Here is an 18,360-nt window from a genome sequence, read left to right on the forward strand (position 1 = left end):
TCGGGGCTGCTATCCGTTCCAATCTTTTGTTCTGCTAAAGCTTCACAAAGGGATTTTTACTTCTATCAGAGCTAGGGATTTTCTAGTTTTTAATTGGCTTTTATGGTTTTCCATAAAAGCATTCAATTAATGAGATATACTTTTAGCAAAAATTAATTTAAATAAAATCAGGTGTTTTTACTTGGTGATTAATTTGAAATAAAGACGATGTTTGTTTTTATAAAAAGTCAATCTTTTTTGAATATGATTTATCATTTAGTATAAATTTATTAAGCTAAATAATTGAGATCACAACAAGATTCCCTTAATACTTATTCTTATAAAAAATAGAAGAAAATATGGATTCAACTTTACAAAGCTTATGCAATTCATTAGATGACTTGGCTCAAGCAATTTTGACATCATCTTCCAGCGATCAGACATTTACTGACCAATTTGGCTGGAACTGCCCTCCATTAACCAGAACTGATATATCATCATTATCTAGCAATATTTCAAATAAAATTAAGAAACTAAATCCTGAAAAAATAGAAGATGATTTAATAGAACGTATAGAATTAATTCCTGAAAAAATTGAAAGTTTTAAGGCGACTACTATGCCACATCTTTTCAATTCAAACTGCGTTAATGCAATCACAACTTATACAGCCTTAATTCAATGGATAAATATTGTTGTTGAACCAATTTTTAGTTGGCAAGTTTTACAAGATAATAAAGCATTGCCAACACAACTTACAAAAAGACTGCGCTCAATTCAATCTGAACTTGAAAATATTATTCCAGAGAAATTAGAAATTGAATCCCAAATTAAATTAATTCAAGATGCAACAGAAGCTGCTGAATCCTTACCAACTGATTTACAAAGCTTAAAAGAAGCTAGAAAAAAAGTCGATGATTTTTCAACTGATTCTGCAAAATTATTTGGTAAAATTGAAACTTATCATAAAGAAATTCAAGAATTATCAAAAAAATATTGGAAAGAAAAATTGAAACTGATTTATTAGTTGAACAATGTGAAGATGCATATAGAATTACTACAACGAAAGGTTTAGCTGCTTCATTTGAGCAAAGAGCAAACAAACTTGCCAACACAATGTGGATTTGGGTCTTAGGGCTAATTTTTACTTTGATAGCAGGTAGTTTAATTGGATCATCAAGATTCGAAATTTTGACAAAAGCGTTGAAGGATTCTAATCCAAACTGGGGAATAATTTGGATAGATATTGCATTATCAGTAATTGGTCTAGCTGCTCCAATTTGGTTTGCTTGGATTGCTACAAAACAAATAAACCAAAGATTTCGGTTGGCGGAAGATTATGCTTTTAAATCTTCTGTTGCAAAAGCATATGAGGGATATCGTAAAGAAGCATCAAGAATTGATGAAGCATTTGAAGCAAGACTTTTTAGTTCCGCATTATCAAGACTGGAAGAAGCTCCACTACGATTAGTAGAAAATGAAAATCATGGTAGTCCATGGCAAGAATTATTGAGTTCTCCAGCCTTTCTTAAAGCAATGGACGTTGTTCCTGAGCTAAAAAATAAATTTATATCCATCGCAAAAGAAGGTTCTGAAAAAATTGGCGATATGATAAAAACAAAAGTAAAAGAAGAATAACTTGTTATCATAAGAATATGCGAATATCCAATTTATTATCAATGCTAAATTAAATTTTAATAAAACACATTTAAACAAATTAGACAAAATTATGAAAGCAAGTACACAATATAATGACTTTGTTGGAACTTCAGCGGCAGATATTAGTGATCACACTGATTTTAAATACTTTTTAGAGTCAAAAAATGTTAACACTGAAAGGTATGAAGCATTTGGAGCTAGTTTTTATTCTGGATATAATGATTTTTTTTCAGCCAAAATTATATGTCGAGATAAAGACAATTCAACATTTGACAAACCTTATATTGTTTCTTTAAATTTTGAAATTACAAAAAAAGATTTTTTAGACTCTTCAAACGTTTTCAAGTAATTATCTACGAGAAATATGACACAGATTCGAATAAAGAAATTGATGAGACAATTAATATTGATGAAAAAAATAAAAAATAACTAGATAATAATCTCTTCAAAGTGTTCCTTTATAAATGTAGCTATCACTGTGCGGGGTCTTCCGACTTTGTACAGCAAATGGCGCAGATCTGATTATTTATCTAAAGTAAAATAAGAATGTCGCAAAATACATATATAACTGATTTAGACAGAGCTTAAAATGATATTGAAGTATTCTATGTGAAAGTTGATAAATATATTGGATTGCAAAAAGGTCAAAAAATCGATGAAAGTGAGTTTTTCAAGCGATACACAAGTGTCTGTACCTTATTTTTTAATAAAAACTTTATAATCAATTACCGTATTTTTCACAATTAAATTATTTAATACCTAAAAAACACAAAAATAAAACATTAAATGACAAATATTCAAATAATTAAAATTGGTCATAATGATCATTTAGATTTTTCAAAACTAAAAAAAGATTTGATTCATCATTAACATTTAAATCTACAAATGATATTATTATTACCTCCCCAACTTTTTTAAATGAAGATAATCTAACAATTACAGATAATAAATTGGCTACAATTAATATTGCAAATGATGCTGATTTTTCTGTTGGCATTATTGACAGACCTCTTCAGGGAAATTATTTTACCAGACCAATAAAAAATAATTTCATTGTTATATCAACATTTGGTTTAGAAGAATTGAATCTACGCGAAGGAATAACGGCTGAGAATTATTTATTAAGGTTTATTTATGCTTTTACAATTATGTTTAATGCGTATGGAGGTTTAAATCATCAAGCTGGTGAAATTATGCAAAATAATATTACTGGATGTTTATTCGATAAAGCAATATATAAAAAACAAATATCAACTTTTTTAAAAACCCTCATATAAGCCTTTCAGCTGAAAATATTTTAAATACAAAAGCAATACATGCTAAGTTAATATCAAACACAAAAAAAGATATTAAGAAATTAAAAATTTCTTGGTATTATAATTATTCCAACTGGCTTGGCCGAAATCCAGTTTGGGCAACAATTATTATATTCATTTCTGGTTTACTATTAAGTGAGCTGGGCGGTAACTTTTTATATGATTGGATCACAAAAAAATAACCCAGATCGCGCGGATATACCTTCTAGTTCGATAGCGCGGATTTGCAATCCGTGCCTCCAACATTGAGATATAATGCTTTGTATTTTTAAAAGATGATTCTCTTTGCGGGCACGGATTACAAATCCGTGCTATCGGGATACTTCCATATGATATATGTAAATATTTCATCAAACAAATGTTATTAATTACAAAATATAAGATAAATGAATAAAGATTACTGCCCTATTTGTGGCTTACCTACTAATCATAGTGTACTATTTTCAAAAAGAACAAGTAGCAAATATGAAGATGATTTTCATTGGCACATGGATTACGAAATAATTCAATGTAATGGCTGTGATAATATACAATTCAGAAATATATATGGAGATGAAAGCATGTTAACATATGATGACGAACACGAAACTTATTTCCACGATAAAAAATATTTTCCATTATCAATTAATGGACACAATACAATTAGGAATCACTATAGTATTCCTAATAAGATAAGAACTGTATATCTTGAAACTTTAGAAACTATCAAATCAAATAGTTATCTCCTTTCTGGTGTTGGATTGAGAGCTATAATTGAAGCTATTGCAATAGAACAGAATATAACTGGAAGATCTTTAGAACAAAAAATAAATAACCTTCTACGAAATAAATTAATTACTGAACGAGATGCTAATCGACTACACAGTATTCGCTTCCTAGGCAACGATTCTGTCCATGAAATGGAAGTTCCCAAAGAATCTAAAATTAGAATTGCTTTGGATATAGTTGAGCATTTAATAAACAATATTTATTTAATTGATATTGAAGCTAATCAACACCTTGATACAATTATTAATAACTTCGATGATTTTAAAAATTTACTGTTAAGAAAATTTTTTAAAACAGTTTCGGGAGATGAAAAATCAATAAAAGAAATATTAGAAAAAGATTATCGTCGAATAGAACCGAGTTACATCTCAAACTTTACACAACAAATTATCGATGAAATAAATAATGGCACAATTTCAGCTCTTAACGTAGGTACTATAAAAAATTCAAGTATTGAAAACAGTCCGGTTCAGCATTTTATAAAAATATAATAGTAATCGCTGGCGCGAGCGTCATAATTATATAATTTCAAGCAGATAATATTTTCCCCCGCTCTCCGAAGTGTTTCCGTCATCGCGATCGCTGTGCGAAGTCTCCCGACTTCGTACCCGTTCCTATAAGTAACAATGTAGATTAAATGTATTATACATAAGAGTTGAGTTTTTAAACAGAAAATTTACTTAGCGGATAATAGCTGTGGGGTACGAAGTCGGGAGACTTCGCACAGCCTGCGTGGAAAGAACACTATCGAAATATTCACATCATCGCGATCGCTGTGCGAAGTCTCCCGACTTCGTACCCGTTCCTATAAGCAACAAAGATTATCAAATATTTATTTGTAAGAAAAATAATTATATTTGAATAAAAAAATTGTGCAAGGAGGATACAAAATAAGAGACCAAAAATTACCACATTTTATTACAGCAACCGTTGTAGATTGGGTTGATGTTTTTACAAGAAAAAATTACAGAGATATAGTTGTAGAATGTTTGGATTTCTGCATTAAAAACAAATTTATGATATTGTATGGTTATGTTATTATGAGCAATCATATACATATGATCGTACAATCTGATGATGAAAACTTGTCTGATTTGTTGCGGGATTTTAAAAAATTTACTGCTGCAAAAATTATTCAGAAAATAAAATCTGATCCGGAAAGCCGAAGAGAATGGATGCTGGAACGTTTTCAATTAGCAACCGAAACTCATTCCAGAAACAAAAACTATCAGTTTTGGCAATACGGAAATCATCCGGAAGAAATTTACAGCAACAAATTTATGTGGTCAAAACTGGATTACATTCATCTAAATCCTGTTCGTGCTGGTCTTGTTGAAAAAGCATCGGATTATATTTATTCCAGTGCCAGTAATTATGTTTCTGATACAGGTTTACTAAAAATTGAAAAAGCCGACATTCCTATCGTTGATGTACTAAATTTGAATAATTTTACTCGATATAATGAGTATTGAATTTGAAATTTGGGACGGAATATTGGAACGGGTACGAAGTCGGGAGACTTCGCACAGCGACACTTAGACGTATTAGCTTTCCAAACAAATCTTATGCAAATCATCCAAAACTTCCATCTCATCTTCTGGTAAAAGCTGTAAAGCAATTTCAAGCAAAGTCATTACATTATTATCAGCTTCATTAAATGGAAAACACGCCTGACTTCGGGCATCGTCATTAAGCAAAATAATACTTGCTTTTAAAAGACTTGAAACCATTAAATTTAATTCGTTATAACCAGATACTTTTAAGTTTATGCTAAACGAATTGTCACTATTATTTTCTGGTTTTAGTTTTTTGAATTTATTTATTCTTTTCATTGATTCTAGAAATTCTGTGACTTGTTGTTTATGTTGTATTTCCATGATTTTCTATTTTTTTTCGAAACAAAACTACAAGTAACAGATTACTTTTTAGTGATTGTATACAATCGGTTGTATGCAACTGAAAAAGTTATGTTAGAAGTAAAAAACTAGGTAAATTCATTTAACATTCCTACTTTTAATCTCTCTAAACATACAAAATCAAACAAATGAAAACATATTTTGTAGATTCGTTTACAAACGAAAAATTTAAAGGAAATCCGGCTGCAGTCTGTTTACCAAACACAGAATTAGATAGCAAAACGATGCAAAGCATTGCAACAGAAATTGGATTTTCTGAAACAGCTTTTATAAAGCAAATCTCAGATAACATTTACAGCATCCGTTTTTTTTCGCCAAAAACTGAAATTCCGTTATGCGGACATGCAACATTGGCTTCTTCAAAAATTGTTTTTGATACTGCTTCATTTGAAAATATAAAGTTTATTAACCGTGATAATGTTGAGCTGCTTATTGAGAAAATAGGAAATAAAATCAAAATGCAATTTCCTGTTTATGACACCGAAGAAACAGAAGTGCCTCAGGAAATGATAGACGCACTTGGAATTTCTGAAATTGTAAATAAAAGATACAGTCCGAAAAATAATATTATTCTACTTGAAATTAAAAGTGCAACCGAACTGGCAAATTTAAAACCTGATTTTACAGCTTTGGTAAATTCATATACCGGAATAAATGGTGTTTTAGTTACTTCAATTTCAGACAACGAAACTTTCGATTATCACTACAGATATTTCTGGCCATGGTCTGGCACAAATGAAGATCCTGTAACAGGCGGTGTTCAAACTTTTTTGACGAAGTATTGGGTACAAAAACTAAACAAAACAAAATTGAATGCCTATCAGTCTTCATCAAGAACAGGAACAATGAGTACAGAACTTGTTGACGATAAAGTTTTCATTTTAGGAGAAGCTGTAAAGGTTTTAGAAGGGGAATTTGTTTTGTAATTTTACAATGTTAATATTCAAAATTATTTTGCTTTAAAAAAATAGAAAAAGTAAATATTTGTAAACTAATATCCAAATAAATGCTATTTCAGTTTTTTCTCACTACTATATAAATACAGAATAATATTAATATAAGTAAAATTTTAAAATATATTTTATGAAAAACATTGAACTTTACAAGGAATGGTTAATTAGTAGTGATTTTCATTATCAAAGATTCGATTCATTAGTTTATGTTTTGACAAAATATATTCAAAAAAATTAGATGATGAAAATTTCGCAAAAGAAGTTGCTTCTAAATTTTCTGATGTAATTAAATCATGTGATGAAATTGACTATGAAGAAGATTCTACAGCAGTTGCATATGCAATTATTCATTTCCTACCAAGATATCATAGATTTCAAATGATTTTTGATACCCTTTTAGAGAAAAACTTAATTCCGATAAAGAATAATCCAATTAACATACTTGATATAGGAACTGGACCAGGGCCAACATTATTTGCATTATCAGATTTATATTTATCTCTAAAATTATTTGGTCAAGATAAAAATATTTACAAGCTAAAAAATCAAGAATACATTCCAGATTATGTTGAAAGAAGTAGTGGTTTCAGAAATTGGCTTCATCATTTTACAGAAATTGCAAATTGGCTTAGTAATGTAGAACATAAATGGATTGTTCCTTATCACCATGGTACCTTTCATGACTTTAACAATATAAAATTTGAAGAAAATTTTTTAAATCATTCATTTAATTATGATGGTGATCAAATTATTGAGTCAAGAATAAAAAAGTATAGATTTGATATAGTCTTACTTAGCAATTTTTTAACACAAGTTAGACAAGTAGATGATTTAAGTGAAGAGCTTCAAAACTGTATGCGCTTTATGCGCCACAATGGAAAACTAATTGTAGTAGGCGCAAATGGCTCTGTAGATTCAAATAAAGATTACGTAGAAATATATGAAACATTGAAAAATATAATTTTGAATGGAAAATATAGCAATCATCTTTTTCAATCTAAAGTAGAATATTTAGAAATCCTCGATAATAAACAATCCTTTTATTGTAATGATAGATATGGAACAAGAATCAAAGATTTCAACAAAGCAGTTTTGGAAATATTAATAAAACATAACGCTTTAGAACAAATAGAAAGCAAATTTAGAAATGCTTTTAAAAAATCTACGTTAGATGATTATAAATATCAATATAAATGGCAATTTCACGTTTTTGAAAAACATGGAATACCTAAACATGGATATTCTAAAGTTACTTATAACCCTAGATAAAATCCGATTGATCTGATATATTTTCAATATGACATGTACATATGCTTTCATCACTGGTTGAAGTTCCTCTCATGAACATAATCTTAAATCAAGCAACAGCAGCACATTCAATCCCCTTTTCTTCGGCAATCTGCATATCAGTTATTTTTTGGGCCACAGTACCTTTTTCAAATAAACGGATGAATTTAAAAACGGCACTAACAAAATATCCGGGGTTCGAAACTAATCGGGCAATTTCTGTTATTCTTTCATCTCTTAGCTGTAAACACGCTTCTCTTTGGTTTTCCGGAATCGCCACAAATTCATTGGCAAATTTCCAGGCACCGTTTCTGGCGGTTTCCATACTAAAATCAATAAAGAAATTGTCTATTTTGCCTGTAAATTTAAGTATCCATGTAAGTGTTGGCCAAATTTTGATTAAGCATTTTTCTACACCTCCAACCAAATTGCTTAAAATGGCGTTTATTTGGTCAAAATCATGTTTTAAGTCCTCAATATCTTCTACTGTACTTACCTGAGCCGAGGCTATTCCTAAATCGAGATTCACATGCGCATTAATTCCGAGTAGTAAATGCTGAAGCACTATTGGCCAAAAATCTTCTGCTTGTTCAAAGGCAAATCCCCAACATTCTGATGGTTTTTCTTTGGCTGTATATTGGTAATACGCTTTCAAATACCGATTGGCAAAAATGACATCGAGTTTTTCCATTCGCTCCCCATTTTGAAAAGAACCGTTCAGGATACCTTCTTTTACTTGTACCGTAACTTCACGGTATAACATCGTAAACAAACCTATAGCGCTCTGGTCTAGTTTTGCTTTCTCTATTATTTCATCCAATAACTGAATTACTTCGTCTATAGTAGTGGCTTGTTTCATACTCATTTATAATTAGTTATAATTCAATTAAGAAGAACGAATATAATTATTTTAATTTTCTAAAATGCACTTTTTGAAGCAATTATCTTGTTATTTTTCTATTTTATTTGTTTCTGAATTTATGTATTTTTTTATGTTGTTAAAAACTATAAATTTGATAAAAGTCTCCTGACATTATTTTCTAATAAAAACCAATATTTAAATACTAAACGCCAATAAAGATGAGAAAACATTAAAAAAATCTTCTGCTTGTTTACCTTCATGACAAAATTTACAAATAGAATTACTATAACAAAAAAATGAAACCAAAAAATCTACTCTTCATCCTCCTCTTACTATTTGGAAAAAACTTAACTGCTCAAAATAAAATTGATACTATTTTTAAAATTAAAATCGAACGCGCCATGATTTCGCGCGGAGATAACTTTCCTGATTTTAGGATTAAAAATGACAGTTTAGATAAATTTTTATTTGCACTTCACAAAGGTTTCTCACCAAAAGATTTTCAGGAGTATGTAAAATTCAGCGACGAAAAAATGGCTAGCGCTAGCGTACTTTTAGAATCCAAAAACTGGCTTCATAAAGTAAACAATCAATACAAGCCTACAGTTTTTATTGCCGATGCAAAAGACGGTGAATTACTTTATAAATATGCAAAACCAATTTCGGAAAAAATAACAAAATCCATTCAAAAAAACTTAGCCAAAATAAAAGAGCAATTCGGCAAAACAACAATTGCAAAAACGCAAGATTTTCAAACCTGGTCCTTTTTAGTTTTGAGTGATGTTCTGCTAGATTCCTGGCAAATTGATAATGTCGAAAAAGATTTTTTAAAACAGGAAGACAGACCTTTAAGAAACGGCAAACATTATTATTTTAAAATCGACGAAAATACAAATCAACAAATAGAATCTTTTGGAATCTACGGCAATCAAACCGAACAAATTGACGGTCGTTATGTAAGCGTATATGGAAATAACCGAAACCATTTAAAAACTGCTGCTTCTGAAAATTTAATTTCACAAACAGACAACCAGATTTTTGATAAAATGGCTAAAGATTATTTTCCAAACTTGCTGAATATTCTCGAAGAAGAAAGAAATTACAGTAAAAAGATATACACTAAATTAGGCTACGACAAGGAAATCTCTTTTGAGGAATTTTTTATTTGGTGGTATCATTTCATTTATACTCAAGCCACTAATGAAATGAAGGAAAAAGGGATTTTGACTATTCCAAAAAGTGAAAATTTTAGTTATATACTTGAAGAATAAGACAAACAAAGCTTCCAAAAAAATAACTAAACCCAGATAATCAAAAAATCCTTATATTTCATTTCGTGATTAGTTGTTAAATAAAATGCTTTAATTAATTATGGAAGCAAGATAACTGCTCTGCAAAATACTCCTTTTAAATTCGCAATTGATATGTGAAAATACATTTTCAAGTATAAAGTTAAAATACAATGGATAGCTACCTAATAAACCTAATCGACAGAATGTTGGATACGAGCGACCAAAATAAGGAAGCTGGTTATGATAGTTCCAAAACAATTTCCTGGAAAGCTTTAAGAGAAGCCGAAAATATTGAGAACCCAGAATACATTCCGCAACTAATTACCTTTATTGACAATGAAAAAGACAAAAAGAAACGAGACAGGTCTTATTTTCTTCTTGGTCATATTGCAAAGAATACAAGTGATTTAAAAGCGCTAGATTACTTAATTTTCCGCATTCAAAAGGAAACAGACAAATATATAATTACATCTCTGCTTGACAGAATTGCAGCTATTAAAAAACCAATTGGAACAGATTTGCAACCATTAATTCAGGCAACAAAAAGTGACAAATGGTTAATTCGGCATAGTGCCATACAATCCTTAAAAAACGCATTGGATAGCGTCGCAGAAACAGCATTAATTGAAATTCTTACTGATTCTGATGATCCATACGACTTAGTTTATACAAATGCTACGATTAATACAATAGGAACACTAAGAGCTATACCTTTTTTAGAAAAACATTTAAAAAGCAGGAAAAGAGATGTAAAGGATTCAGCAAAATACGCCATTGAGGAAATAAAAAAAGACACGAATGATCGTATTTTTCCTGATTGTTATTAATTTTATAATAAAAGAAAAATATTATGGAAACAAGATTTGAAGCCGGAATCAACATTGCAATTAAAATTCCGAAGCAAAAATATAACGAAACTGTAGCTTTCTACCGTGACATTTTAAAACTGGAAGTAAAAGAAGTACCAATAGATAATCCAACAGTATCAAAAACGCATTCAGTTCAATTTGGAAACAATGTGATTTGGCTGGATTGCGTAGATAATTACACACATTCTGAAACCTGGCTACAATTAACAGTTCCTGATGTCGAGGAAGCAACAAGTTATTTAAAACAAAATGGTGTCGACACCTGCGACGAAATAGAAGAAATTCCTAAAAACATGCATTGGATTATGGATCCTGCCGGTACAGTTTTTAACTTGCAGAAAAAGAGTGAATAAATAATTTAGCTTATCTTAGTGAGATTGCTTTCGCCCCGGCGAACACGTCTTCCTCGCAAGGACACTGTCTATAAAACTTAAAAAAAACTTAGCGACCTAGCGCCTTCGTGGCAAATCCCTCTTAATATGAATAACTTCTACTACAAAGCCTTAGAACCAGACCAATCTCTCACTGACTTTGTAGAAAATATCGGAATGTTTCATAACAAGTCAGACAAAGACATGGAAGTGGTTTTAATGCCAGATGGAAGAATTGATTTATTTTTTATGAAAACGGAATCAGAGCCATTTCAGGTTGCGCTTATTGGTTTGGAAAATGTGCCTGAACAACAAGTTATTCGTGCTAATACACTGGCTTATAAAATTAGTTTTAAACCGCTTGGCGTCGAATATCTTTTACAAACATCAATTGCTGATATTTTAAATAGTGCCAAAGTTTTACCTCAAACCTTTTGGGAAGTGAACGACGATGACTTGAAAAATTTTGATGCCTTTCATAAAAAAATATTAGAAAAAATCAACGGGATTTTACCTAAAGAAATCGACGAAAGAAAACGCAAACTTTTTAAACTGGTTTACGAATCAAACGGCGAAATTAAAGTACAGCAACTTTCGGAAGAGATATCCTGGAGCAGCCGCGAAATCAATCGGTATTTCAACAAACAATTCGGACTTTCGTTAAATGCATTCTGCAAAATTTTACGTTTCAAAGCATCTTTAGAACATATTGCAAAAGGCAAACTTTTTCCCGAATTAAACTTTACAGATCAAAACCATTTTATAAAAGAAATCAAGAAATTCTCCGGCGTAGTTCCCAGCGAATTGCTAAAAAATACGAATGACCGATTTATACTATTATCCGTCCTGAAAGCGCAATAATTTTGTCCCGACATAAGGCTGAAAAGCCAATCGGAATAAAATAATTTAAACTTCTAAGGAATGTTACTAGAAAATAAACAAGTTGCCATCATTGGCGGCGGTCCGGGCGGACTTACTTTAGCCCGACTTTTACAATTGAAAAACGTAAAGGTAAAGGTATACGAAAGAGATTTAAACAAACATGCACGCGTTCAGGGTTCGCCTCTTGATTTGCACGACGGATCTGGTTTGGCAGCCATTCACAAAGCCGATTTATTTGAAGAATTCAAAAATAATTTCCTGCCGGGCGCAGACAAAACTTTAATATTAAACGAAAAAGCTGAAGTATTTTACAGCGATCACGAAACGAATGTTCATGAAGATTTTGGCAACGAATATTTTCGTCCTGAAATCGATCGCGGTGCATTACGCAAAATATTGTTAGAATCTTTACAACCCGAAACCGTGATTTGGAACAGTCATTTCGTTTCTATGGAAGCTCAAAACGAAGGCTGGTTATTGCATTTTAAAGATGGAAATTCGGTTTACGCAGATATTGTCATTGCTTCTGATGGCGCCAATTCAAAACTCCGACCTTATATTACAGACATCAAAGCTTTTTACACAGGCATTTTAATGCTTGAAGGCAACATTTATGAATCGGCAAAAAATGCACCAAATATCGCTTCGCTAATCGATGGCGGAAAAATAATGGCATTTGGAGACACTCAAAATATCTTACTCGGACAAAAAGGCGGCGGTGATCTTGGTTTTTACGCCAGTTTTAAAGCCGATGAAAACTGGACTAAAACAAATGGTTTGGATTATGCCGATAAAACCCAAATGCTGGAATGGTTTAAAACCGAATATCCTGAATGGAGTAGTAATTGGTATGAATTATTCGAAAATGTTTCAGCACCCTTTATTCCGCGTCCAATTTATTGTATGCCTCTTGATCAAACCTGGGAAGCGTTGCCAAATTTAACTATGATTGGCGATGCAGCGCACGTAATGCCTCCTTTCGCCGGTGAAGGCGCAAATATGGCGATGCTTGATGCTTTGGAATTAAGTGAATGCCTTACATCTGATAAATACAAAACCGTTCAGGAAGCTATTTCCGATTATGAAACCATCATGCGTAAAAGAGCTTCAGAAGCCGCACAGGAATCTATTGAGAATGGAGAAAAAATGCACTCGAAAGAAGCATTGAAAACGATGTTGGAGTTTTTTAGTCACTAAGGTGCTGAGGTTTTAAGATTCTAAGAAAAAACTAAAGTCCTCGCGAGGAAGAGTTTTCAACAAGATAAAGCAATATCGCTATAAAAAATCAGTATCAAATTTTCGCGCAAAGACGCAAAGGCGCAAAGTTTAAAAATAATACACAAAAAACTTTGCGCCTTTGCGTCTTTGCGCGATTAAAAAAACAAACTTAAAAAACTTCATATCCAGCTCATTAATGATAATACAAAAACTTAGCATCTTAGACCCTTAGCGCCTCAGTACCTTTAAGAAAAATTGCCTAATTTCGCTCTTCAAATGTAAAAGAGAAAAATGAAGGTCTGTATTGCCGAGAAACCAAGTGTAGCACGTGAAATTGCATCCGTTTTGGGTGCCAATAACAAGCATGACGGATATTACGAAGGCAACGGCTATGCTGTAACCTATACTTTTGGGCATTTATGTACTTTAAAAGAACCTAACGATTATAAACCGCATTGGAAAAGCTGGGATTTGAATAACCTGCCCATGCTTCCTGATAAATTTGAAACCAAAGTGGTTGAAAATTCAGGAATTCAAAAGCAGTTTAAAATTGTAAAAAGTTTATTCGACAAAGCAGATGTCGTTATAAACTGCGGGGATGCCGGACAGGAAGGAGAATTGATTCAGCGTTGGGTAATGAACGAAGCCAATTATAAAGGCGAAGTGCAGCGTTTGTGGATTTCCTCTTTAACAACCGAAGCCATAAAAGAAGGTTTTGAGAACTTAAAACCGTCTGCTAATTACGATAATTTATTCTATGCCGGATTTTCGAGAGCCATTGGCGACTGGTTATTGGGGATGAATGCTACGCGTTTGTATACCGTAAAACATGGCGGATACAAACAAGTTTTGTCTATTGGACGAGTGCAAACGCCAACATTGGCAATGGTTGTAGATCGTTTTAAAGAAATCGAAAATTTTAAACCACAACCTTATTGGGAATTACAGACTTTATACAGAGAAACGCTTTTTAGTTATGAAGAAGGTCGTTTTTTGAATAAAGAAGACGGACAACTTTTAGCCAATAAAGTCAAAGAAAGTGATTTCGAAATTGTTTCGGTCGAAAAAAAGAACGGAAATGAATTTGCTCCAAAATTGTTTGACTTAACAGGTTTACAAGTGTATTGCAATACAAAATTTGGATTTTCGGCAGATGAAACACTCAAAATTGCACAAAGTTTATACGAACAAAAAGTAGTGACATATCCCAGAGTTGATACTACATTTTTACCAAACGATATTTATCCAAAAGTACCGGGAATTCTGCAGAAATTATCTAATTATAGCACATTAACCCAGCCACTTTTAGGAAAAAAATAAAAAAATCGCCAAAGGTTTTCAACGACAAAAAAGTTACAGATCACCACGCGATTATTCCAACCGGAATAGAAATCAATTTACCGTATAATCAGCAACAAGTTTATGATATTATTGTAAAACGCTTTATTGCTGTTTTTTACGATGATTGTTTGGTTGCTAATACAACTGTTGTTGGAAAAGCTGCCGATGTAATGTTTAAAACCACGGGGAAAGAAATCTTAAAGAAAGGTTTTCGCATCGTTTTTGAAGACCCGAATGCAAAAGAAAAAGAAGCAGATATTTTACCCAGTTTTGTTGTGGGAGAAAAAGGTCCGCATGAACCTTCGTTTTTAGAAAAGGAAACTAAGCCGCCAAATCAGTTTACGGAAGCAACTTTATTACGTGCAATGGAAACCGCCGGTAAACAAGTCGATGATGAAGATTTGCGCGAATTGATGAAAGAAAACGGAATTGGTCGCCCGTCTACGCGTGCGAATATTATTGAAACCCTTTTTAAACGTCAATATATTGTTCGAAATAAAAAACAGGTTTTACCAACTCCAACTGGAATTCAGCTTATTGAGACGATTCAGAATGAATTGATAAAATCGGCAGAACTGACCGGTTCGTGGGAAAAGCAATTGAAAGATATCGAAAAAGGAACTTTTACCGCCGGAGCTTTTATCAAAAATATGAAGCGAATGGTTGAAGCTTTGGTTACTGAGGTTCGAAGTGAAACCAGACACGCCAATATTTCGCATGCCGGAAATGTACAGAAAGAAGCTGTAAAGGTCGAAAAAAGAAAGCCGATGGTATTTTGGCGGAAGCCTGTCCTAAATGTAAAAAAGGAAATCTGATTAAAGGAAAATCGGCTTACGGATGCAGCGAATATAAGGCTGGTTGTGATTTTGTATTGCCTTATGTTTTTTCAGATAAAAAAATAACAGAAAGTCAATATTTAAGATTGCTTCAAAAAGGGTCTACTGTAAATATAAAAGGTTTTAAAACCGAAGATGGTACCGTAGAAGGTTTGATTCGTTTTGAAGAAAATTACAAACTTAAATTAGAGCCTAAAAAAACAGCATCAAAAGCGAAAGCAAAAGTAAACTCAAATACAGCATCTGATTCATTAACGTGTCCGAAATGCAAAAAAGGAACGATTATGAAAGGCAAAACTGCTTACGGATGTGGCGATTATAAATTAGGCTGTGATTTTAAAGTGACTTTTGATCTAGTCAGAGAAAAATTAAAAGACCAAAAACCAACGAAAGAATTGGTTTATTCGATTTTACAGGAAGGTTTTTAATTTTTTTACCACAGATTAAAGATTTTTTCACGCAGATTTAGGCAGATTAATTTTGATTTAAATTTATATGAATCTGCGAACATCTGCTTAAATCTTTTTAAATCTGCGTGAAATAAAATCATTTTAATCGTTTATCCCGATAGCTATCGGGAGTGGCAAATTTTTCACATTTCGCATTAAATATTCTCAATAATTAATTCGTGAAAATTTGCGAAATTCGTGGCTAACTTTTTAATAACTTAGCTTTTCTATTTAACACCAAAAACCATAAATATGTTTCAAAAAATAACCGTTTTAATGCTTTTGTTAGCAATAGTTTCGTGTCAAAAAAAGAAACTATCGAAAAAGATAAAATCAAAATTGCCGACTGGCTTCTTGGAACCTGGGAAAATAAATCTCCGGACGGCGTTCTTACCGAAAGCTGGCAAAAAGTAAACGATAGCACTTTTACCGCGACATCTTATTTCATAAAAACAGATGACACGCTGCATTCTGAAAAAATAACTTTGGCACAAAAGGGCGAAATGTTGCTATACAGCGCCACTGTAAACGGACAAAACGACGACAAAGCGATCGATTTTGGTTCTACTTCAGAAACGGAAAAGAAATTGGTTTTCGAAAATCCATCGCACGATTATCCTCAAAAGATTACTTACACAAAAGGCGCTAATAATACTTTAACGGCTGAAATTACTGGAAACTTACGTGGAAAGAAAACTACGGAGAGGTTTATTATGACTAAGAAATAATAATCTTCCTAACTCGGTTTTTTATTTTAAACTGGACTAAAGTCCACCTCTACAATATTTATCGAACCTCTGGTTCTTTAGATACTGAAGCTATAGGAATGATTTTTAGCAATGTATAATTACAGATTTAAAGACAATCAAAATAAAGAACCAGAGGTTCGATTTATTTTATAGGGCTGGACTTTCAGTCCAGTTAAAAAAAACGAATCCAAATAATTATTCATTTTCACCGATTTTATTCACCATAAAAATCATCAAAATTCCTAAAAGAGACATAATCAAAAAGGCAAATTTCATATTTAGATATTCGGAGATAAAACCAACCATTGGCGGAACAAGTAAAAATCCAAGATAACCAATAGTCGATATAGAAGTTAGAGCTGAACCACTACTTAATTTTGAGGATCTTCCGGCAATACTAAATACTAACGGAACTACGCAGGAAACCCCAAATCCAATTAAAACATAACCAAAAATAGTTGGATATACATATGGCAGAATAAAACAAATACCAAATCCTAAGGTGATCAATATACCGCTATAAAGAAGAATTTGCTTAGTCCCAAATTTCATAACTCCGTAATCTCCAAATATACGTCCTAAAGTTACGGCTGTTGCAAAAAACACAAATGCAGCACTCGTTAACTTTGGCGAAGCATGCAATATGTTTTCAAAATAGATTCCGCTCCAGTCATACATCGTATTCTCGCAAGCCATCGAAACGAAACAAATCAAGGCAAACTTGACCAGGTTTTTCTCGGGCATTGAAAAGAATTTCTTTTTAACCGGAACAGGCTCATTATGAATACTTAGCGGATAAAAACAAGCCGTAAGTCCCATCATAAAAATGCTTACTCCTAATAAGTGATAGGAAGGCGCAATATGCTGTGTAACCATTATATAACCGAGACCAGCACCAGAAAAAACTGCTATACTCCAAACTGCATGAAAACGGGTTATAATCGATTTTGGATATAATTTCTGAACCTCGAGAGATTGAGCATTTATCGATAAATTAAAAATATTACGAGACGCTCCAAAAATCAAAAGTATCATAACCAATTGCCATACAAAAGCGGCTAAACCCGGTAAAGACAAAGCAATATTAAACATAATTGCGCCCAACAACATGATATAACGGCTGCTGTATTTGTTTAATAACATTCCTGTAAAAGGCATAGTAAGCATTAAACCTATCGGAAATGCAAATAAAACAGCTCCAAATTCTGCTTCAGACAGATGTAATTGTGCTTGTATGTGTGGAATTCGGGATACCCACGAAGAATATCCAAAACCGGAAACGAAAAAAAATACAGTATTGGCTATTCTAAATCCTTTTGGTGAATTCTGGATTCTTTTAAAAAAAGGGAGAATCATTATTTGTGAAATTTATTTGGCTGCAAATTTAGGCCTTTTAAACCACATTCTATTCTTTTAATTTTTTTCTTACGAATACAAAAATGACATTATACATCATAAATTAATGACTAACAACAAGATATATTATCACCATTAAAATAATAACAAAATTGACATTATCTATTTGAAATAATATTTGTTAAAGAAACAATAATATTTACATTTGCATTGTTTTTATTCATTCTAAATAAAAACACTCCTAACCAAATTTATAATT

Annotated in this window: 17 protein-coding genes and 1 pseudogene; 15 read left to right on the top strand and 3 right to left on the bottom strand. The window is 32.0% G+C overall.

Annotated elements, in window-relative coordinates; all coding sequences use genetic code 11:
- The first annotated feature begins 338 nt into the window (after positions 1–338).
- The 6 genes from ACZZZT_RS20535 (at position 339) to ACZZZT_RS20560 (ending at position 5,192) form a co-directional block, all read left to right on the top strand.
- The gene (locus ACZZZT_RS20535; protein ID WP_463461738.1) at positions 339–1,004 is read left to right on the top strand and encodes a hypothetical protein; all 666 of its coding nucleotides are present in this window, start codon (positions 339–341) and stop codon (positions 1,002–1,004) included.
- A complete protein-coding gene (locus ACZZZT_RS20540; RefSeq protein ID WP_463461739.1) occupies positions 974–1,615 on the top strand; it encodes a hypothetical protein in 642 nt (213 codons plus the stop codon). Before ACZZZT_RS20535 ends, ACZZZT_RS20540 begins: the two co-directional genes overlap by 31 nt.
- Positions 1,616–1,706: 91 nt before the next feature.
- Positions 1,707–1,985: a hypothetical protein gene (locus ACZZZT_RS20545; protein WP_463461740.1), complete on the top strand. Its 279-nt coding sequence runs from the start codon at positions 1,707–1,709 to the stop codon at positions 1,983–1,985.
- Positions 1,986–2,586: 601 nt separating this feature from the next.
- Complete coding sequence (locus ACZZZT_RS20550) at positions 2,587–2,913, top strand: hypothetical protein (protein WP_463461741.1); 327 nt, start codon at positions 2,587–2,589, stop codon at positions 2,911–2,913.
- A 425-nt stretch (positions 2,914–3,338) separates the two neighbouring features.
- Positions 3,339–4,211 carry a DUF4145 domain-containing protein gene (locus ACZZZT_RS20555; RefSeq protein WP_463461742.1) on the top strand — a complete coding sequence of 291 codons (873 nt, stop codon included), beginning with the start codon at positions 3,339–3,341 and terminating at the stop codon, positions 4,209–4,211.
- 381 nt (positions 4,212–4,592) lie between these two features.
- Positions 4,593–5,192, top strand: coding sequence for an REP-associated tyrosine transposase (locus ACZZZT_RS20560; protein ID WP_463462475.1), 600 nt, complete (start codon positions 4,593–4,595; stop codon positions 5,190–5,192).
- 72 nt (positions 5,193–5,264) lie between these two features.
- Here ACZZZT_RS20560 and ACZZZT_RS20565 read toward each other — a convergent pair whose 3' ends face one another.
- Positions 5,265–5,552: a hypothetical protein gene (locus ACZZZT_RS20565; protein WP_463461743.1), complete on the bottom strand. Its 288-nt coding sequence runs from the start codon at positions 5,550–5,552 to the stop codon at positions 5,265–5,267.
- A 212-nt stretch (positions 5,553–5,764) separates the two neighbouring features.
- On the opposite strand from ACZZZT_RS20565, the gene ACZZZT_RS20570 reads away from it, so the two are divergent.
- Together ACZZZT_RS20570 and ACZZZT_RS20575 are read left to right on the top strand one after the other, a co-directional pair.
- Positions 5,765–6,562 (top strand): PhzF family phenazine biosynthesis protein, encoded by a 798-nt coding sequence (locus ACZZZT_RS20570; protein WP_463461744.1) that lies wholly within the window; start codon positions 5,765–5,767, stop codon positions 6,560–6,562.
- A 405-nt stretch (positions 6,563–6,967) separates the two neighbouring features.
- Entirely contained in the window at positions 6,968–7,858 is an 891-nt protein-coding gene (locus ACZZZT_RS20575; protein WP_463461745.1) for a hypothetical protein, read from the top strand.
- A gap of 88 nt (positions 7,859–7,946) precedes the next feature.
- Here the strand turns inward: ACZZZT_RS20575 and ACZZZT_RS20580 are convergent, their stop codons facing one another.
- On the bottom strand, positions 7,947–8,741 hold the full coding sequence (locus ACZZZT_RS20580; protein WP_463461746.1) for a DUF5995 family protein: 795 nt from the start codon (positions 8,739–8,741) through the stop codon (positions 7,947–7,949).
- A gap of 293 nt (positions 8,742–9,034) precedes the next feature.
- Here ACZZZT_RS20580 and ACZZZT_RS20585 point away from each other — a divergent pair, with 293 nt between their 5' ends.
- The 7 genes and pseudogenes from ACZZZT_RS20585 to ACZZZT_RS20615 all read left to right on the top strand — a co-directional run bounded on the left by ACZZZT_RS20585 (position 9,035) and on the right by ACZZZT_RS20615 (position 16,724).
- Positions 9,035–10,009 carry a hypothetical protein gene (locus ACZZZT_RS20585; protein ID WP_463461747.1) on the top strand — a complete coding sequence of 325 codons (975 nt, stop codon included), beginning with the start codon at positions 9,035–9,037 and terminating at the stop codon, positions 10,007–10,009.
- Positions 10,010–10,200: 191 nt separating this feature from the next.
- Positions 10,201–10,857 carry a HEAT repeat domain-containing protein gene (locus tag ACZZZT_RS20590; protein WP_463461748.1) on the top strand — a complete coding sequence of 219 codons (657 nt, stop codon included), beginning with the start codon at positions 10,201–10,203 and terminating at the stop codon, positions 10,855–10,857.
- 23 nt (positions 10,858–10,880) lie between these two features.
- Complete coding sequence (locus tag ACZZZT_RS20595; RefSeq protein WP_463461749.1) at positions 10,881–11,252, top strand: VOC family protein; 372 nt, start codon at positions 10,881–10,883, stop codon at positions 11,250–11,252.
- 126 nt (positions 11,253–11,378) lie between these two features.
- Positions 11,379–12,131, top strand: coding sequence for a helix-turn-helix domain-containing protein (locus ACZZZT_RS20600; protein ID WP_463461750.1), 753 nt, complete (start codon positions 11,379–11,381; stop codon positions 12,129–12,131).
- 60 nt (positions 12,132–12,191) lie between these two features.
- Positions 12,192–13,349, top strand: a complete 1,158-nt coding sequence (locus ACZZZT_RS20605; protein ID WP_463461751.1) for an FAD-dependent oxidoreductase — start codon at positions 12,192–12,194, stop codon at positions 13,347–13,349.
- Between the two features lie 312 nt (positions 13,350–13,661).
- Positions 13,662–15,975, top strand: a pseudogene (locus tag ACZZZT_RS20610) (type IA DNA topoisomerase).
- A 320-nt stretch (positions 15,976–16,295) separates the two neighbouring features.
- Positions 16,296–16,724 (top strand): DUF6265 family protein, encoded by a 429-nt coding sequence (locus ACZZZT_RS20615; RefSeq protein ID WP_463461752.1) that lies wholly within the window; start codon positions 16,296–16,298, stop codon positions 16,722–16,724.
- Positions 16,725–16,940: 216 nt separating this feature from the next.
- On the opposite strand, the gene ACZZZT_RS20620 is transcribed toward ACZZZT_RS20615, so the two are convergent.
- Entirely contained in the window at positions 16,941–18,101 is a 1,161-nt protein-coding gene (locus ACZZZT_RS20620) for an MFS transporter (protein WP_463461753.1), read from the bottom strand.
- Positions 18,102–18,360: the final 259 nt, after the last annotated feature.

Source organism: Flavobacterium sp. AC274 (assembly GCF_979258275.1).

Bases quoted from the DNA above. Each gene is read 5' to 3' on its own strand.
- ACZZZT_RS20590 (WP_463461748.1), top strand. From the start codon at position 10,201: ATGGATAGCTACCTAATAAACCTAATCGACAGAATGTTGGATACGAGC.
- ACZZZT_RS20570 (WP_463461744.1), top strand. From the start codon at position 5,765: ATGAAAACATATTTTGTAGATTCGTTTACAAACGAAAAATTTAAAGGA.
- ACZZZT_RS20555 (WP_463461742.1), top strand. From the start codon at position 3,339: ATGAATAAAGATTACTGCCCTATTTGTGGCTTACCTACTAATCATAGT.
- ACZZZT_RS20595 (WP_463461749.1), top strand. From the start codon at position 10,881: ATGGAAACAAGATTTGAAGCCGGAATCAACATTGCAATTAAAATTCCG.
- ACZZZT_RS20535 (WP_463461738.1), top strand. From the start codon at position 339: ATGGATTCAACTTTACAAAGCTTATGCAATTCATTAGATGACTTGGCT.
- ACZZZT_RS20605 (WP_463461751.1), top strand. From the start codon at position 12,192: ATGTTACTAGAAAATAAACAAGTTGCCATCATTGGCGGCGGTCCGGGC.
- ACZZZT_RS20585 (WP_463461747.1), top strand. From the start codon at position 9,035: ATGAAACCAAAAAATCTACTCTTCATCCTCCTCTTACTATTTGGAAAA.
- ACZZZT_RS20600 (WP_463461750.1), top strand. From the start codon at position 11,379: ATGAATAACTTCTACTACAAAGCCTTAGAACCAGACCAATCTCTCACT.
- ACZZZT_RS20575 (WP_463461745.1), top strand. From the start codon at position 6,968: ATGATTTTTGATACCCTTTTAGAGAAAAACTTAATTCCGATAAAGAAT.
- ACZZZT_RS20620 (WP_463461753.1), bottom strand. From the start codon at position 18,101: ATGATTCTCCCTTTTTTTAAAAGAATCCAGAATTCACCAAAAGGATTT.
- ACZZZT_RS20565 (WP_463461743.1), bottom strand. From the start codon at position 5,552: ATGAAAAGAATAAATAAATTCAAAAAACTAAAACCAGAAAATAATAGT.
- ACZZZT_RS20580 (WP_463461746.1), bottom strand. From the start codon at position 8,741: ATGAGTATGAAACAAGCCACTACTATAGACGAAGTAATTCAGTTATTG.
- ACZZZT_RS20545 (WP_463461740.1), top strand. From the start codon at position 1,707: ATGAAAGCAAGTACACAATATAATGACTTTGTTGGAACTTCAGCGGCA.